At 75.1% G+C, this 15,237-nt stretch carries 15 protein-coding genes and 1 pseudogene; 12 read left to right on the top strand and 4 right to left on the bottom strand.

Annotated features, from left to right (window positions below; translation table 11 throughout):
* Positions 1-27 precede the first annotated feature (27 nt).
* A complete protein-coding gene (locus tag O2W14_RS10625; protein WP_269176060.1) occupies positions 28-813 on the bottom strand; it encodes an IclR family transcriptional regulator in 786 nt (261 codons plus the stop codon).
* Between the two features lie 156 nt (positions 814-969).
* On the opposite strand from O2W14_RS10625, the pseudogene O2W14_RS10620 reads away from it, so the two are divergent.
* From O2W14_RS10620 to O2W14_RS10575, 10 genes and pseudogenes are all read left to right on the top strand, one after another.
* Positions 970-1,893 (top strand): annotated as a pseudogene (locus tag O2W14_RS10620) (PDR/VanB family oxidoreductase); the annotation flags it as partial.
* A gap of 13 nt (positions 1,894-1,906) precedes the next feature.
* Positions 1,907-3,118, top strand: coding sequence for a cytochrome P450 (locus tag O2W14_RS10615; RefSeq protein ID WP_269176058.1), 1,212 nt, complete (start codon positions 1,907-1,909; stop codon positions 3,116-3,118).
* A gap of 92 nt (positions 3,119-3,210) precedes the next feature.
* Entirely contained in the window at positions 3,211-3,861 is a 651-nt protein-coding gene (locus O2W14_RS10610) for a GntR family transcriptional regulator (protein ID WP_269176057.1), read from the top strand.
* Complete coding sequence (locus O2W14_RS10605; RefSeq protein WP_269176056.1) at positions 3,858-4,559, top strand: 4-carboxy-4-hydroxy-2-oxoadipate aldolase/oxaloacetate decarboxylase; 702 nt, start codon at positions 3,858-3,860, stop codon at positions 4,557-4,559. The genes O2W14_RS10610 and O2W14_RS10605 overlap by 4 nt, the downstream gene beginning before the upstream one ends.
* Positions 4,556-5,632, top strand: coding sequence for a 4-oxalomesaconate tautomerase (locus O2W14_RS10600; protein ID WP_269176055.1), 1,077 nt, complete (start codon positions 4,556-4,558; stop codon positions 5,630-5,632). The genes O2W14_RS10605 and O2W14_RS10600 overlap by 4 nt, the downstream gene beginning before the upstream one ends.
* A gap of 45 nt (positions 5,633-5,677) precedes the next feature.
* Positions 5,678-6,634 carry a VOC family protein gene (locus O2W14_RS10595; protein ID WP_269176054.1) on the top strand — a complete coding sequence of 319 codons (957 nt, stop codon included), beginning with the start codon at positions 5,678-5,680 and terminating at the stop codon, positions 6,632-6,634.
* On the top strand, positions 6,631-7,419 hold the full coding sequence (locus tag O2W14_RS10590) for an NAD(P)-dependent oxidoreductase (protein ID WP_269176053.1): 789 nt from the start codon (positions 6,631-6,633) through the stop codon (positions 7,417-7,419). The genes O2W14_RS10595 and O2W14_RS10590 overlap by 4 nt, the downstream gene beginning before the upstream one ends.
* Entirely contained in the window at positions 7,416-8,435 is a 1,020-nt protein-coding gene (locus tag O2W14_RS10585) for an amidohydrolase family protein (protein WP_269176052.1), read from the top strand. Before O2W14_RS10590 ends, O2W14_RS10585 begins: the two co-directional genes overlap by 4 nt.
* Positions 8,436-8,512: 77 nt before the next feature.
* Positions 8,513-9,598, top strand: coding sequence for an LLM class flavin-dependent oxidoreductase (locus tag O2W14_RS10580; RefSeq protein ID WP_269176051.1), 1,086 nt, complete (start codon positions 8,513-8,515; stop codon positions 9,596-9,598).
* A gap of 56 nt (positions 9,599-9,654) precedes the next feature.
* Positions 9,655-10,470, top strand: a complete 816-nt coding sequence (locus O2W14_RS10575; protein ID WP_269176050.1) for an alpha/beta hydrolase — start codon at positions 9,655-9,657, stop codon at positions 10,468-10,470.
* Here the strand turns inward: O2W14_RS10575 and O2W14_RS10570 are convergent.
* Positions 10,463-11,224, bottom strand: a complete 762-nt coding sequence (locus O2W14_RS10570) for an SDR family NAD(P)-dependent oxidoreductase (protein WP_269176049.1) — start codon at positions 11,222-11,224, stop codon at positions 10,463-10,465. The genes O2W14_RS10575 and O2W14_RS10570 overlap by 8 nt on opposite strands.
* Before the next feature lie 43 nt (positions 11,225-11,267).
* The gene (locus O2W14_RS10565) at positions 11,268-11,897 is read right to left on the bottom strand and encodes a hypothetical protein (RefSeq protein WP_269176048.1); all 630 of its coding nucleotides are present in this window, start codon (positions 11,895-11,897) and stop codon (positions 11,268-11,270) included.
* 319 nt (positions 11,898-12,216) lie between these two features.
* Here O2W14_RS10565 and purU point away from each other — a divergent pair, with 319 nt between their 5' ends.
* Both purU and O2W14_RS10555 read left to right on the top strand, forming a co-directional pair.
* Positions 12,217-13,089, top strand: a complete 873-nt coding sequence (gene purU / locus O2W14_RS10560; RefSeq protein WP_269176047.1) for a formyltetrahydrofolate deformylase — start codon at positions 12,217-12,219, stop codon at positions 13,087-13,089.
* Between the two features lie 76 nt (positions 13,090-13,165).
* Positions 13,166-14,518, top strand: coding sequence for an MFS transporter (locus tag O2W14_RS10555; protein ID WP_269176046.1), 1,353 nt, complete (start codon positions 13,166-13,168; stop codon positions 14,516-14,518).
* Here the strand turns inward: O2W14_RS10555 and O2W14_RS10550 are convergent.
* The gene (locus O2W14_RS10550) at positions 14,494-15,189 is read right to left on the bottom strand and encodes a hypothetical protein (protein WP_269176045.1); all 696 of its coding nucleotides are present in this window, start codon (positions 15,187-15,189) and stop codon (positions 14,494-14,496) included. The two genes, O2W14_RS10555 and O2W14_RS10550, sit on opposite strands and share 25 nt — an antisense overlap.
* Positions 15,190-15,237: the final 48 nt, after the last annotated feature.

The raw sequence follows: 15,237 nt of genomic DNA, 5'->3' as shown, positions 1-15,237 counted from the left end.
GTGCCCGCCCCGGGTGGGCGCGGCGCGTCAGTCGCCGCGCCGGGGCGGCGTGGGGAGGGACCCGGCCGGCCGCCCGAGCACCCGGGTGATGCCGAGCGCGGTCGCCAGCAGCAGGGGGACCAGGGCGGTGCCCCGCCCGTCGTTGGGCACGATCACCGACAGCGAGGCGACCACCCGGCCCTCGCTGTCGCGCACCGGGACGGCGACACCGGTCGCGGCGGGGTGCTGGTGGCCGTCGAGCACGGCGGCGGAACTGCGGCGCACCTCGGCCAGGGCGGCACGCAGCCGGGCGGGGGAGCCGAACCCGGCCGGCGTGACCGGGCGCAGCGGTGCGGCGAGGACCTGCTCCTGCAGCTCGTGCGGGGCGTGGGCGAGCAGCACCACGCCGGAGGACGAGGTGGGCAGCGGGAGCCGGCCGGCGATCCGGGAGAAGTTGACGACGGCGTCCCGGGCGGTGAGCCGTTCCAGGAACAGCACGTCGGCACCGTCGAGCACCCCGAGCTGCACGTGGTGGCCGACGACCGCGTGCACGTCCTCCAGGAAGGGCATCGCCGCCTCCCGCAGGTCCAGCGTCGGCGAGGCCCGCGCACCCAGCTCCCAGAGCCGGACGCCGACCCGCACCCTCCGGTCGGCCGTGCGCTCCAGCAGCCCGTGGGCGGCGAGCTCGGTGACCAGCCGGGACGCCGTCGCGACGTGCAGGCCACTGCGCCGGGCGACCTCGCCGACGGTCAGGCTGGGCTCGTCGGCGGTGAAGGCGTCCAGCACCCGCACCGCGCGGGCCAGCACCGACTCACCCGTCGGGGTCCGCGCCATGGCGGCAGTGTGACACAGGTCTCTCACCCATTGAGAAGGTGCTGGTGCCCGCCGCACCCCGCCCGACACGCTGGCTACGACGACGAGGAGGTCGGCGTGCTCGGTGTAGAGCAGGTGGGCGCCCGCGGGCGCAGCGGTACGGACCGCTCGGTGGTGCAGGTGCAGGACAAGGTCCAGGTGGCCGAGGGTGTGGTGACGCTGACGCTCGCGGCCCCCGACGGCGGGCGGCTGCCGGACTGGGCGCCGGGCGCGCACGTCGACCTGACCCTGGAGAGCGGGCTGACCCGCCAGTACTCGCTGTGCGGGGACCGCTGGGACGCGCACACCTACCGGGTGGGCGTGCTGCTGGAGCCGGCCAGCCGGGGCGGGTCGAGGTACGTGCACGAGCAGCTGGCGCCCGGGCACGTCCTCGGGCTCGGTGGCCCGCGCAACGACTTCCCGCTGGTGCCGGCGGAGTCCTACCTGTTCGTGGCCGGTGGCATCGGCATCACGCCGATCCTGCCGATGCTCGCGCAGGCCGACCTGCTGGGTGCGGACTGGCGGCTGCTCTACGGCGGCCGGACCCGTGGCTCGATGGCCTTCCTCGACGAGCTGTCGGTCCACGGCGACCGGGTGCAGGTGCGACCGCAGGACGAGCACGGGCTGCTGGACCTGGCCGGCTTCCTCGGTGACCCGCGGCCGGGCACCCCGGTCTACGCCTGCGGACCCGGTCCGCTGCTCACGGCGATGGAGCGGGCGTGCGCCGGGTGGCCGGCCCGCGCGCTGCGCACCGAGCGGTTCGTCGCGGCCGAGCAGGCTGCCCCGGTGCGCACGACGGCGTTCGACGTGGAGCTGCACCGCTCCGGCCGCACCGTGACCGTCACCCCGGACACGTCGGTGCTCGAGGCGCTGTCCGCAGCCGGGGTGGAGGTGCTGTCCTCCTGCCGGCAGGGCACCTGCGGCACCTGCGAGACGACCGTCCTCGCCGGCCGGCCCGACCACCGCGACTCGCTGCTGGACGACGACGAGCGGGCCGCCGGCGACTGCATGTACCCCTGCGTCTCCCGCTCCTGCAGCGACCGCCTCGTCCTCGACCTCTGACCCGGAGCCGACCATGACGCTGACCCCCGACCTCGCCACCGACGTGCCGGTCGACGACACCGACCCCTTCGGGCACGAGCACCTCGAGGACCCGCTGCCCTTCCACCACGCCCTGCGCGAGGCCGGGCCGGTGGTGTACCTCAGCCGCTACGACGTGCACGCGGTCGGCCGGTACGAGCAGGTCCATGCCGCGCTCGTGGACTGGCAGCGGTTCCAGTCCGCCGCCGGGGTGGGGTTGTCGAACTTCCGCACCGAGGAGCCCTGGCGACCGCCGAGCCTGCTGCTGGAGGCCGACCCGCCCCGGCACGACGCGCCCCGCCGGGTCTTGACGAGCGTGCTCGGTCAGCGGGCGCTGCGCACGCTGCGGGAGCGGTGGACCGCCGACGCCGAGCAGCTCGTCGACCAGGTGCTCGCCGCGGGCACCGAGTTCGACGCCGTGCCGGCCCTGTCCGAGGCCTTCCCGCTGCGGGTCTTCCCCGACGCCGTCGGCATCGGCCACGACGGGCGGGAGAACCTGCTGCCCTACGGCGACCACGCGTTCAACGCCTTCGGCCCGCCCAACGACCTGGTGCAGAAGGGCGAGCACCGGGTGGCCCAGCTGTCGGGCTGGGTGGGGGAGCAGTGCGCCCGGGAGGCGCTCACCGACGACGGGTTCGGTGCCGCGATCTGGGCGGCCGCCGACCGCGGCGAGATCACCCCACAGCAGGCACCGCTGGTGGTCCGGTCGCTGCTGACCGCCGGGGTCGACACCACGGTGCACGCGATCTCGGCGATCCTCTACGCCTTCGCCACGCACCCCGACCAGTGGGCCCGCCTGGTCGCCGACCCCTCGTTGGCCCGGGTGGCCTTCGACGAGGCGATCCGCTGGGAGTCACCGGTGCAGACCTTCTTCCGCACCACGACCACCGACGTGCGGATCGGCGACGCCGTCGTCCCGGAGGGCCGCAAGGTGCTGATGTTCCTCGCGGCGGCCAACCGCGACCCGCGGCGCTGGGCGGACCCGGACCGCTACGACCTGGGCCGCGACCCCTCCGGCCACGTGGGCTTCGGCATGGGCCTGCACCAGTGCGTCGGCCAGCACGTCGCCCGGCTGGAGGCCGAGGCGGTGCTGACCGCGCTGGCCCGTCGGGTGCGGACGATCGAGCTCGCCGGGCCGACCCGGCGGCACCACAACAACACCCTGCGCGCCTGGGAGAGCCTCCCCGTCCGGCTGACCGTCGACTGACCGCGCGGAGAGGGCCGGAGATCGTCGGACGCGATTGTTGACGATCCGCCCGGGCGCGCACTAGCGTCGTCCTCCGGACCGAGGAGGCGACGGTGGGCGCAGCGCACGAGCACGCGGTCCAGGGCCTGCGGGAGGCGATCTCCCGCGGGGACCTGCCGCCCGGCCTCCGGCTCGTGGAGGCCGACCTGGTCCAGCAGTTCGGGGTCAGCCGCGGCAGCGTCCGGCTGGCCCTCGACGCGCTCGTCGCCGAGCGCCTGGTCGAGCGGGTCGCCAACAAGGGAGCGCGGGTGCGGGTGGTGTCCACGGCCGAGGCCGTGGAGATCACCGAGTGCCGCCTGCCGCTGGAGGCGCTGCTCGCCCGCAAGGCCGCCGAGCGGGTCACCGACGCCGAGGCCGACCGGCTGGCCGCGCACCTGGAGACCATGACCGGCGCCGTCGCCGCCGGTGACGTGCTCAAGTACGGCGAGCTCATCCAGCAGCTGCACGGGCTGATCGCCGAGGTCGCCCGGCACGCGGTGGCCGCGGACCTGGTCGGGAAGCTGCAGGCCCAGCTGGTCCGCCACCAGTTCCGGCTCTCGCTCCGGCCCGGCCGCCCGCAGGTCAGCCTCGCCGAGCTCACCGCGCTGGTGGCCGCGATCACCGACCGCGACCCCGACCGGGCCGACGCCGCCGCGGTCGCCCACTTCCGCAGTGTCATCGCGGCGCTGTCGCAGCCGCCCACCGCCCCCGGAGGCCCCGCATGAGGAACGTCGTCGTCACCGATCCGCCCCGCGCCGACCCGGCGGACGCGCAGACCCTGGGCGGCTTCGGCGTCGCCACCGTGCACGAGGCGCTGGGCCGCGTCGGCTACCTCGGCCCGGCGTTCCGGCCGGCCTGGCCCGGCGCCCGGATCGGCGGCACCGCCGTGACGGCGCTGTGCTGGCCCGGTGACAACCTGATGATCCACGTCGCGGTCGAGCAGTGCCGGCCCGGCGACGTGCTGGTGGTCGCCACGAGCTCCCCGTCCACCGACGGGCTGTTCGGGGAGCTGTTCGCCACCGCGCTGGCCCAGCGCGGGGTCCGCGGCGTGGTGCTGGGCAGCGGTGTCCGCGACGTCGCCGAGCTCCGCGAGATGGGCTTCCCGGCCTGGTCGACCGCGGTCAGCGCGCAGGGCTCGGTCAAGGCCACGGCCGGCGCGGTCAACGTCCCCGTCGTCCTCGGCGGCCAGCAGGTCTGCCCCGGCGACGTGGTCCTGGCCGACGACGACGGCGTCCTGGTGGTGCCGCGCGCCGACGTCCCACGGGCGCTGTCCGCCGGGCAGGCCCGGCTGGACAAGGAGGCCGCCACCCGCGCCGCCTTCCAGCAGGGCGAGCTGGGCCTGGACCGCTACGGCCTGCGCGAGAAGCTGACCGACCTCGGCGTCGAGTACGTGCCGCACGCGGAGTGGGTGGCCGAGCGGTGACCTACGACGAGACCGGCGTCCGCTGCACGATGCTGCGTGGCGGCACCTCGCGCGGGCTCTTCGTCGAGGCGCGCGACCTGCCCACCGACCCCGCGGAGCGCGACGACCTCCTGCTGCGCCTGATGGGCACGCCGGACCCGCGGCAGATCGACGGCCTGGGCGGTGCCACGACGCTCACCAGCAAGGTCGCGGTGGTCTCGCCGTCCGAGCGCCCCGACGTCGACGTCGACTACCTGTTCCTGCAGCTGGGCGTGGACGAGGCCACGGTCAGCGACCGGCAGAACTGCGGCAACGTCCTGGCCGGGGTCGGGCCCTTCGCCGTCGAGCGCGGGCTGGTGCCGGCCGGGGACGGCGAGACCAGAGTGCGCATCCGGATGGTCAACTCCGACAGCGTCGCCGTGGCCACCTTCCCGACCCCCGGCGGCCGGGTCGAGTACCGCGGCGACGTGGCGATCGCCGGCGTCCCCGGGACGGCGGCGCCGGTGGTGCTGGCCTTCACCGACACCGAGGGCTCGGCCACCGGGGCGCTGCTGCCGACCGGGTCGGTGCGGGACACCGTCGCCGGCGTCGAGGTCACCTGCGTCGACAACGGGATGCCCGTCGTCCTGGCCCACGCCGAGGCGTTCGGCCTCACCGGGTACGAGCCGCACGAGGAGCTCGCCGCCGACGCCGCGCTGCTGGCCCGCGTCGACGCCTTCCGCCGCGAGGCCGCCGCGCTGATGGGGATGGGCGACGTGTCGTCGTCCTCGGTGCCCAAGACGGTGCTGCTCGCCGCGGCCCGCGACGGTGGCCAGGTGAGCACGCGGTCGTTCATCCCGGTGCAGCCGCACAGCTCGATCGGCGTCCTCGGCGCGGTCAGCGTCGTCACCGGGATGCTGCTGCCCGGCGCGGTCGGGCACGAGCTCACCGCCGACTGGCCGGCCGGCACCTCGCAGGTCGACGTCGAGCACCCCACCGGCCACCTGCTCGTCGACGTCGTCGTCGACACCGCCGCCACCCCGCCCCGGGTGGTCCGCTCCGGCGTCGTGCGCACCGCCCGCAAGCTCTTCGACGGCACCGCTTACCCCCGCTGACGCAGGACCCACCCCCGCACGACCACGTGCTCGAAGGAGAGTGCTGTGCCCCCGCTGCACGACATCGCCCACCTCGCCCACGTCGAGCTGCTCACCGACAAGCCGGAGGAGTGCCTGGACTTCTACGTCCGGTACCTCGGGATGACCGAGCACGGCAGGAGCGGGGACTCGGTCTTCCTGCGCGCCTGGGACGACTACGAGAACACCACGATCAAGCTGACCGCCGCCGCCCAGCCGGGGGTGGGGCGGACCAACTTCCGGGCGAGCAGCCCCGAGGCGCTGCAGCGCCGGGTCGCCGCGATCGAGGCGACCGGGCTGGGCCGCGGCTGGTCCGACGGCGACCCCGGCTACGGCCCCGTCTACGTGTTCACCGACCCCGACGGCCACGAGATGGGCGTCTACTACGAGACCGAGTGGTACCGGCCGGAGGGCGACCTGGTGCCGGCGCTGAAGAACCAGGCGCAGGCCTACCCGGGTCGCGGCGTCAGCGTCCGCCGGATCGACCACATCAACTACCTCGGGGTCGACCCGGTCGCCAACCGGGACTTCGCCGTCGACGTCCTCGGCGGGATGGTCACCGAGCAGATCGTGCTCGACGACGGGGTCGCCGGCAGCTGGACGACGTTCACCAACAAGGGCTACGACGCCGTGTGGACCCGGGACAACACCGGCACCGCCGGCCGGCTGCACCACCTGGCCTTCGCCGTCGACAGCCGGGACGACGTCATCCGGGCCGCCGACCTGGCGATCGAGCACGGCATCCACATCGAGACCGGGCCGCACAAGCACACCATCCAGCAGAGCTTCTTCCTCTACGTCTGGGACCCGGCCGGCAACCGGATCGAGCTGGACAACCCCGGCGCCCGGCTGGTGTTCGCGCCGGACTGGCAGCCGGTCGACTGGTCGGCGGCCGAGCGCGCCAGGGGCCAGGCGTGGGGACTGCAGACCATCTCCACCTTCCACACCCACGGCACGCCACCGGTGGGGGAGCAGCAGGCGTGAGCACCCGGATCGCGGTGCTCGGCCTGGGCGAGGCCGGGTCCGAGATCGCCCGGGACCTGGTCGCCGCCGGCGCCGACGTGCGCGGGTACGACCCGAAGGGGACCACCGTGGCCGGCGTGGCGCCCCGGGACGGCGAGGCGGCCGCGGTCACCGACGCCGACCTGGTGCTCAGCGTCAACAGCTCGCACGACGCGCTGCCCGCGCTGACCGCCGCGCTGCCCGCGCTGCGGCCGGGCACGGTCTGGGCCGACCTCAACACCGCCGCGCCCGCGCTCAAGGTGGCCCTGGCGCAGGCGGCGGGGGAGTCGGTCCAGGTCGTCGACGTCGCGTTGATGGCGCCGGTGCCGGGGAAGGGGCTGCGCACGCCGATGCTGGTGTCCGGCCCGGCGGCGGAGCGGTACGCGGCGGAGCTGTCCGCGCTGGGCGCGCAGGTCACCGTCCAGCCGGGGCCGGTGGGTGAGGCCATCTCCCGCAAGCTGCTGCGCAGCGTCTTCTACAAGGGGCTGGCCGCGGCGGTCGTCGAGGCACTGGCCGGTGCCGAGCGGGCCGGCTGCGCCGACTGGCTGCGCGGCGACATCAGCGCCGAGCTCGCCGGCTTCGACGCGCACGCGATCGACCGGCTGGTCGACGGCACGCACCGGCACGCCCGCCGCCGGGCCGACGAGATGGCCGCGGCCACCGACCAGCTGCGCGACCTCGGTGTCGAGCCGCGGATCGCCGCCGCCGCCCACGACCTGCTCGCCGAGCTCCGCGACACCACCGACGCCCGGGAGGCGACCCCGTGATCATCGACTGCCACGGCCACTACACGACCGCACCGGCCGCGCACACCGCCTGGCGTCAGGCCCAGGTCGCCGCCTGGGAGGCCGGCGACAGCACGCCGGCCTACCCGCGGATCAGCGACGACGAGATCCGGGAGACGATCGAGGGCAGCCAGCTGCGGCTGATGGATGAGCGTGGCATCGACGTCACGCTGTTCTCCCCGCGCGCCTCGGCGATGGCCCACCACGTCGGCGACTCCGCGGTCAGCCAGGAGTGGACCCGCCGCTGCAACGACCTCGTCGCCCGGGTCACCGCCCTGTACCCGGACCGGTTCGTCGGCGTCGGCCAGCTGCCGCAGTCGCCCGGTGCGCCGATCGAGGACTCGATCGCCGAGCTGCGCCGGTGCGTGCAGGAGCTGGGCTTCGTCGGCTGCAACCTCAACCCCGACCCCAGCGGCGGGTTCTGGACCTCCCCGCCGCTGACCGACCGCAGCTGGTACCCCTTCTACGAGGCGATGACCGACCTCGACGTCCCGGCGATGGTGCACGTCTCGGCGTCGGCGAACCCGGCGTTCCACGCGACCGGGGCGTACTACATCAACGCCGACACGACCGCGTTCATGCAGCTGCTGCAGGGCTCGCTGTTCACCGACCTGCCCGACCTGCGGCTGGTGGTCCCGCACGGTGGGGGAGCGGTGCCCTACCACTGGGGCCGCTACCGCGGGCTGGCCGACATGCTCGGGCAGCCGCCGGTGGAGACCAACGTGATGGGCAACGTCTTCTTCGACACCTGCGTCTACCACCAGCCCGGCATCGACCTGCTGCTGGAGGTGGTGGACACCCCGAACGTGCTGTTCGGGTCGGAGATGGTCGGCGCGGTGCGCGGCCGGGACCCACGCACCGGCGAGTACTACGACGACACCCGCCGCTACGTCGAGGCCTCGTCGCTGGACGACGACGCGCGGGCGGCGGTCTTCGAGGGCAACGTGCGGCGGGTCTACCCGCGGCTGGCCGCGGCGCTGGAGCGCGCCGGACGGTGACCGGGACGCCCGCCTCCACCCACGGTGACCTGCTCCACCCCTGACCGGCACCTCCCGACGACGCGAGGACGCACACCATGTCGCTGGACCCGCACGCCCCCGACGTCAGCTTCGGCGTCTTCGACTGGATCGACGCGGTGCCGGGGAGGACGCCGGGCGCCGTCTACGCGGACCGGCTGCGGCTGCTGGCCGAGGCCGACCGTGGCGGCTTCGACGTCTACCACCTGGCGGAGCACCACGGCACCCCGCTGGGGCTGGCGCCCTCCCCGGCGTTGTTCATGGCCGCGGCCGCCCAGGCCACCGAACGGATCCGGCTCGCGCCGACGACGTTCATCGTGCCGCTGTACGACCCGCTGCGGCTCGTGCAGGAGATCGGGATGCTCGACCAGCTCAGCGGTGGGCGGCTGGAGATCGGGGTCGGCAAGGGATCCTCACCGCACGAGGCCGCGATGTACGGGCTGACGCCACAGCAGGCCGCCGCCCGGTTCGAGGAGCTGGTGCCGGCGGTCCTGGCGGCGCTGGAGACCGGGGTGTTCCAGCGTCCGGGTGGAGCGGGGGAGGCCGTCCCGCTGCACGTGCCGGTGCGCCAGCGGCCGCACCCGCCGCTGTGGTACCCGACGTCCAACGCCGCCTCGATCCCGCGACTGGGGGCGGAGGGCTACAACGTCGTCTTCGGCTTCGGCTTCGTCTCCCCGCCGCTGGAGACCGTCCGGGAGCAGAGCCGGGTCTTCTTCGACCGGTTCCGGGAGGCGAGCGCGCGGGGCGAGGTGCGCTACGGCCTCCCGGGCGTGACCCCGCGGTTCGGGCTGATGCGGCACGTCCTCGTCGCGCCGACCGACGAGGAGGCGATGGCCCTGCTGCGGCCGGCCTTCGCCGACCACCACCGCAACTTCACCCACCTGTGGCGGCTGCACGGCGACGAGCGGCACACCCGGCCGGTCGACGTCGACCAGCTCGTCGCCGAGGGCAGGCTCTACGTCGGCTCGCCGGAGACGGTCGCCCGGCAGGTGGCCGAGGCCGTGGCCGTGGGTGAGGTGAACCACGTGGCGGGCTCCTTCGCCTGGGGGTCGCTGGACGTGGAGACCTCGCTGCGCTCGGTGCGGCTGTTCCGCGACGAGGTGGTCCCGGCGGTCCACGGGCTCACGGCTGCGGTGCGGCGGTGACCGGGGCGCCGGCGGCACCCGGCGGTGCCGCAGGGGTGACGGTGCGGTCGGACCTGGTGTACAGCTCCCCGCAGGGCGGGGAGCTGCAGCTGGACCTGTACCTGCCGGCGGCCGCGGACGCGCCGCTGTGCCTGTGGCTGCACGGCGGTGGCTGGGCGCGCGGGTCGCGCACGGCCCGCGCCGCGGAGCGGCTGCTGCCGGTGGCCGCGAGCGGGGTGGCGGTCGCGGCCGTGCAGTACCGGCTCAGCGGTGTGGCGACGTTCCCGGCGCAGCTCGACGACGTGCGGGCAGCGGTCCGGTGGCTGCGCCGCAACGCCGCGGACCTGGGCGTGGACGCCGAGCGGGTCGGCGTGTGGGGGGCCTCGGCGGGTGGGCACCTGGCCGCCCTGCTGGCGCTGTGCCCCGACGACCGCGACGCCGACCTGGGGGACAGCTCGGTGCAGGCCGCCGTGTGCTGGTTCCCGGTCACCGACCTCACGCTGCGGGACACCGACGTGCCGGCGGGACCGCCGCCACCGTTCATGACCGGGCCGCGGGCCGACCCGTCGCCGGAGGCGCTCCTGCTGGGCGCGCAGTCCCTCCGGGAGGTGCCGGCCGAGGCGCGGGCGGCCAGCCCGGTCACCCACGTGCACGCCGGGGCGCCGCCCTTCCTCCTCGTGCACGGGGACCGGGACGGCATGGTCCCGGCCGACCACAGCCGCGCCCTGCACCGCGCGCTGCGCGCCGCGGGCGTGGACTCGTCGCTGTGGCTGCTGGCCGGGGCCAACCACGAGGACCCGGCGTTCGAGACCCCGGCGAGCCGGGCGGCGGTCGCGGCCTTCCTGCGCAGTGCCCTCACGCCGGACCCGGCGCCGACGGCGGCGGTCAGCTGAAGGTGACCCCGCCGTCCACGACCAGCGTCTGCCCGGTGAGGAAGCCGCTGCCCTCCGAGCACAGGAAGGACACCACCGGCGCCAGGTCCCCGGGCTCCATCGCGCGTGGGACGGCCCGGCGGCCGGCCGAGGCGGCCAGGTAGTCGGGGTCGTTGAGGGACCGGGTGGCCTCGGTCTCGACCAGCCCGGGCGCGACGGCGTTCACCGTGATCCCGTCCGCGCCCACCTCCCGGGCCACGCTGCGGGTCAGCGCGATCACCGCGCCCTTGGACGCCGTGTAGTGGGCGAAGTACGGCACCCCCATGTGCACCGTCGAGGAGGCGATGTTCACCACCCGGCCCCGGCCCTGGGCCCTCATGACCGGGTGGACCGCCCGCATGCCCAGCCACACCCCGCGGGTGTTGACCGCCATGACCCGGTCCCACTCGTCGACGGAGATGTCGGTGAAGGCCCGCTTGCCCCCCAGCCCCTGGTAGATCGCGGCGTTGTTGACCAGTGCGTCGATCCGGCCGTGCCGGTCCAGGGTCACCGCCACGAGGTCCCGCCAGGACGCCTCGTCGCTCACGTCCGCCTGCACGTGCGTGATGTCCAGGTCCCCGGTCTCCCCGCCGGCCGCGACGACGTCGGCCGTCACCACGGCCGCGCCCTGTGTGGCCAGGTGCCGGGCCAGTTCCGCGCCGATGCCGCGCGCGCCCCCGGTGACCACCACGACGGTGCCGGGTGCGACCTCGCCGCGCAGGTCGGTCGGCGTCACGGTCGCTCCTGGACCGGTGCCGGACGCGCCGCAGCAGGGGCGCTCACGTCGTCTCCGGGACCCGGAGGTGCGCGATCGCGACGTCGAACTCGGCGGCGTCGAGGACCTCGATGCCCAGGGCGGGGGCGAAGGACTCCCGGAACTCCCGGGCGCCCTCCCGCGCCTGCTCGAGGTCCGCGGGGCTGGCGTAGCTGACCGCCGCGACCGCGAGCCCCTCCGACCGCCGCACCAGGACGCTGACGCTGCAGAACCCGGGCAGGTCGTCGAGCTTGGGCATCAGCGACAGGCGGACGGCGTCGACGGCCCGGTCGACGGCGCCGGGCCCGGTCCGCAGCCAGGTGACGCGCGACCGGGCCCCGTGCCCGGCCTCCGGGACCCGGTGCATCGCGGCGACCTCCCACTCCTGCAGCTCCGGCCGGCCGCCGAGGACCTCGGCGGTGCGTGCCGCGGAGGCCGCGACGCCCTCCCGGCTCGCGTGCATCGCGGCCTCGTCGAGCCAGGACGTCGTCACGATGCAGGTGCCCGAGGCGCTGTCGGTCAGCAGGGACAGCCCCGTGCACCCCGCCATCGCGGCGACCTCGGGCACGACCTGGTCGCGGACGAAGTCGGTGGCCGTGGGCACCGACCGCGGAGCGCCGTGGATCGTGGTCGACCGGGCGTGCATCCGGGTCATCGGTCCTCCTGGTGCAGGCGGCGGCCACGGTCTCCGGTGACCGTGGCGCCGGTCACAGCCTGCCCGCCCGCCGGGGCGGGGGGCAACAGGTCGCGGTCAGCTCCTGCGCTGCCCGTGCCCGGCTACGTCGATTGTCGCGGCCGCGCTGGCACTCCCCACCGCCGCGGAGTCGTCATCTGCCGTGTTCGGCCCGTCACCGGGCTGCGTAGGTTCACGGCACCGTCTCCCTCGCCGTGGTCGGGTCGTCGACCACGGGGGCGGTGGGACACCCCGCCGAGGCCGGTCGACCGGCCCCCGGCACCGATCCGGAGGAGGCGCGATGACGCGGCCCGCCGACGCCCAGCACGGCGTCCTGGTACTGAGCTGCCAGGACGCCCCGGGCATCGTCCACGCGGTGTCCGGCCTGCTCGTGACCGAGCGCTGCACCATCGTGGAGAGCCACCAGTTCGACAGCCCGGTCAGCGGCATGTTCTTCATGCGCGTGGAGTTCGCGCACACCGACGGTGCGCCGCTGGACCTCGACGGCCTGCGCCGGGCGTTCGAGCCGATCGCCGCCACCTTCGGGATGAACTGGCGGATGACCGACGGCGCGGCCCGGCCGCGGGTGCTGATCATGGTCAGCCAGTACGCGCACTGCCTCAACGACCTGCTGTTCCGCAACTCCATCGGCGAGCTCAACCTCGACGTGGTCGCCGTCGTGTCCAACCACGAGACCCTGGCCGGCACCGCGGGGTTCTACGGCGTGCCCTTCCACCACGTGCCGGTCACCCGCGACACCAAGCCCGCGGCCGAGGCCGCGCTGCTGGAGATCGTCCGCGCCGAGCGGGTCGAGCTGGTGGTGCTGGCCCGCTACATGCAGATCCTCTCCGACGACCTGTGCCGCCAGCTCGAGGGCCGGGCGATCAACATCCACCACTCGATGCTGCCCAGCTTCAAGGGCGCCCGGCCGTACCACCAGGCTCACGCCCGCGGGGTGAAGTTCATCGGCGCGACCGCGCACTACGTCACCGCCGACCTCGACGAGGGCCCGATCATCGAGCAGGAGATGCTCCGGGTCGACCACGCGCTGACCCCCGAGCAGCTCGCCGCCCGCGGCCGGGAGGCCGAGACCCGGGCGCTGGCGCACGCCGTCCGCTGGCACACCGAGAACCGCGTCGTCGTCCACGGGAGCCGGACCGTCGTCTTCGAGTGAGCCTCCCGGCGTCCGGTGAGGGATCTCACCGGGCCCGGGTGGAAGCCCCGGGCCGGCCCTGGTGTCGTCTGTGTACGTGTCCACCCCCAGCGTGACGTCGGCCCGCACCCCCCGTCGGGCCTACGTGATCTGGGGCATCGCCCTGGTCGCCTACGCGGTCGCGATCTTCCACCGGGCCTCGCTCGGGGTGGCCGGGGTCGAGGCGCAGGAGCGGTTCTCCGCGGGGGCGTCGGCGATCTCGCTGTTCCTGGTGCTGCAGCTGGCCGTCTACGCCGGGCTGCAGGTGCCGGTCGGGGTCGCCCTCGACCGGTTCGGATCGCGGCGGCTGATCCTGACCGGGGCGCTGACGATGTCGGTGGGGCAGGTCGTGCTCGCCCTCGCCGACGACGTGCCCACCGCCGTGGTGGCCCGGGTGCTGGTCGGCGCCGGGGACGCGATGACCTTCATCAGCGTGCTGCGCCTGGTGCCGATGTGGTTCCCCGGCCGCGTCGTGCCGGTGATCACCCAGCTGACGGGCATCCTCGGCCAGCTCGGGCAGATCGTCGCCGCCTACCCGCTGGTGCGGCTGCTGCACTCCGCCGGCTGGGAGCCCACCTTCCTGGGGGCCGCCGGGACGGGCGTGCTGGCCGCGGTGCTGGTGTTCGTGGCGCTGCGCGACGCCCCGCCCGGCACCGTGCTCGCCCCGCCGCTCGGCCTGGCGCAGGTGCGCCGGAACCTGGTCGACACCTGGCAGGAGCCGGGCACCCGGATCGGCCTGTTCACCCACCTGGTCACCCAGTTCTCCGGCACCGTGTTCGCCCTGCTCTGGGGCTACCCGTTCCTGACCACCGGCCAGGGCCTGTCCGCCGGCGTCGCGGCCACCCTGCTGAGCCTGCTGGTCGTCGTGGGGATGGGCTTCGGCCCGCTGCTGGGCCGGCTCGTCGCCCGGTGGCCGCTGCGCCGCTCCGACCTGGTGTTCGGCATCCTCGGGATCACCGCGGTCACCTGGACCGTCGTGCTGCTGTGGCCCGGCCGCGCGCCGCTGTGGCTGCTCGTCGTCCTGGTGCTGGTGCTGGGCACCAACGGGCCGGGGTCGATGATCGGCTTCGACTTCGCCCGCACCGAGAACCCGGTCGAGCGCTCCGGCAGCGCCAGCGGCGTGGTCAACGTCGGCGGGTTCGTCGCCTCGCTGCTCACCGTGCTGGCCATCGGCTCCGTGCTCGACGTGCTGACCCCGGGCAGCTCCACCGACTACTCGCTGGACGCCTTCCGGGCCGCGTTCGCGGTGCAGTACGTCTTCTGGGCCATCGGCCTGGTCGGGGTGCTCACCCACCGCCGTCAGCTGCGTGCCCGGCTCGCCCGCGACGGCGTCGTCCTCGCCCCGCTGGTGACCGCCGCCCGCGCCCGCTTCCGGGGCGGCTCGGCCTACGACCCGCCCCGCGAGGGCTGACCGGCCGCGCGGGCGGTGACGATCGCGTAGTCGAACCGCCGGCCGTCCCGCTCCACCGGGAGCAGCTGGTGCTCCACGTCGGTGGTGCCGGGGAGCGCGGCCAGCCGGTCGGCCAGCTCCGGCATCGGGTCGCTGGACCAGACCGCCAGCACCCCGCCGGGCCGCAGCGCGGCCAGCGTCGTGGCCAGGCCGGCCGGCTCGTACAGCCCGGCGTTCGCCTGGTGCACCAGGAACGCCGGGCCGTTGTCGACGTCGAGCAGCACCGCGTCCCAGGTGCCCGGCGACCCGGCCACGACGTCGGCGACGTCGGCGGTGCACACCCGCAGCCGGTCCGGCAGCCCGCCGGGCAGCCCCGGCAGCAGACCGTCGGCGGCCCAGCCGGCCAGCGCGGGCTGCAGCTCGGCGACCTCGACGTCGGCCACCCGCGGATCGGCCAGCGCGGTCGCCGCGGTCCAGCCCAGGCCCAGCCCGCCGACCAGCACCCGCAGGCCCTCGCCGGTGCACCGCGCCAGCGTCTCGGTGGCCAGTGCGCGCTCGGTGGTGGTGTCGACGTCGTCCATGGCGAAGACGCCGTCCACGATCAGCTCGGTCACCCCGCCCCGCCGCCGCAGCACGACCTCACCGTGCGCGCCGGACACCCGGCCGAGCTCCAGGACCTCCTCGTCGAACACGGCGTCGATCCTGGCGCACCGCCCGCGGACCCGCTCCTCGCGCTCCGT

Origin of the sequence: Modestobacter sp. VKM Ac-2986, assembly GCF_026967795.1 — a bacterium.
In the GTDB taxonomy this organism is placed as follows: domain Bacteria; phylum Actinomycetota; class Actinomycetes; order Mycobacteriales; family Geodermatophilaceae; genus Modestobacter.
This window is presented reverse-complemented; position numbering and strand designations above follow the sequence as displayed.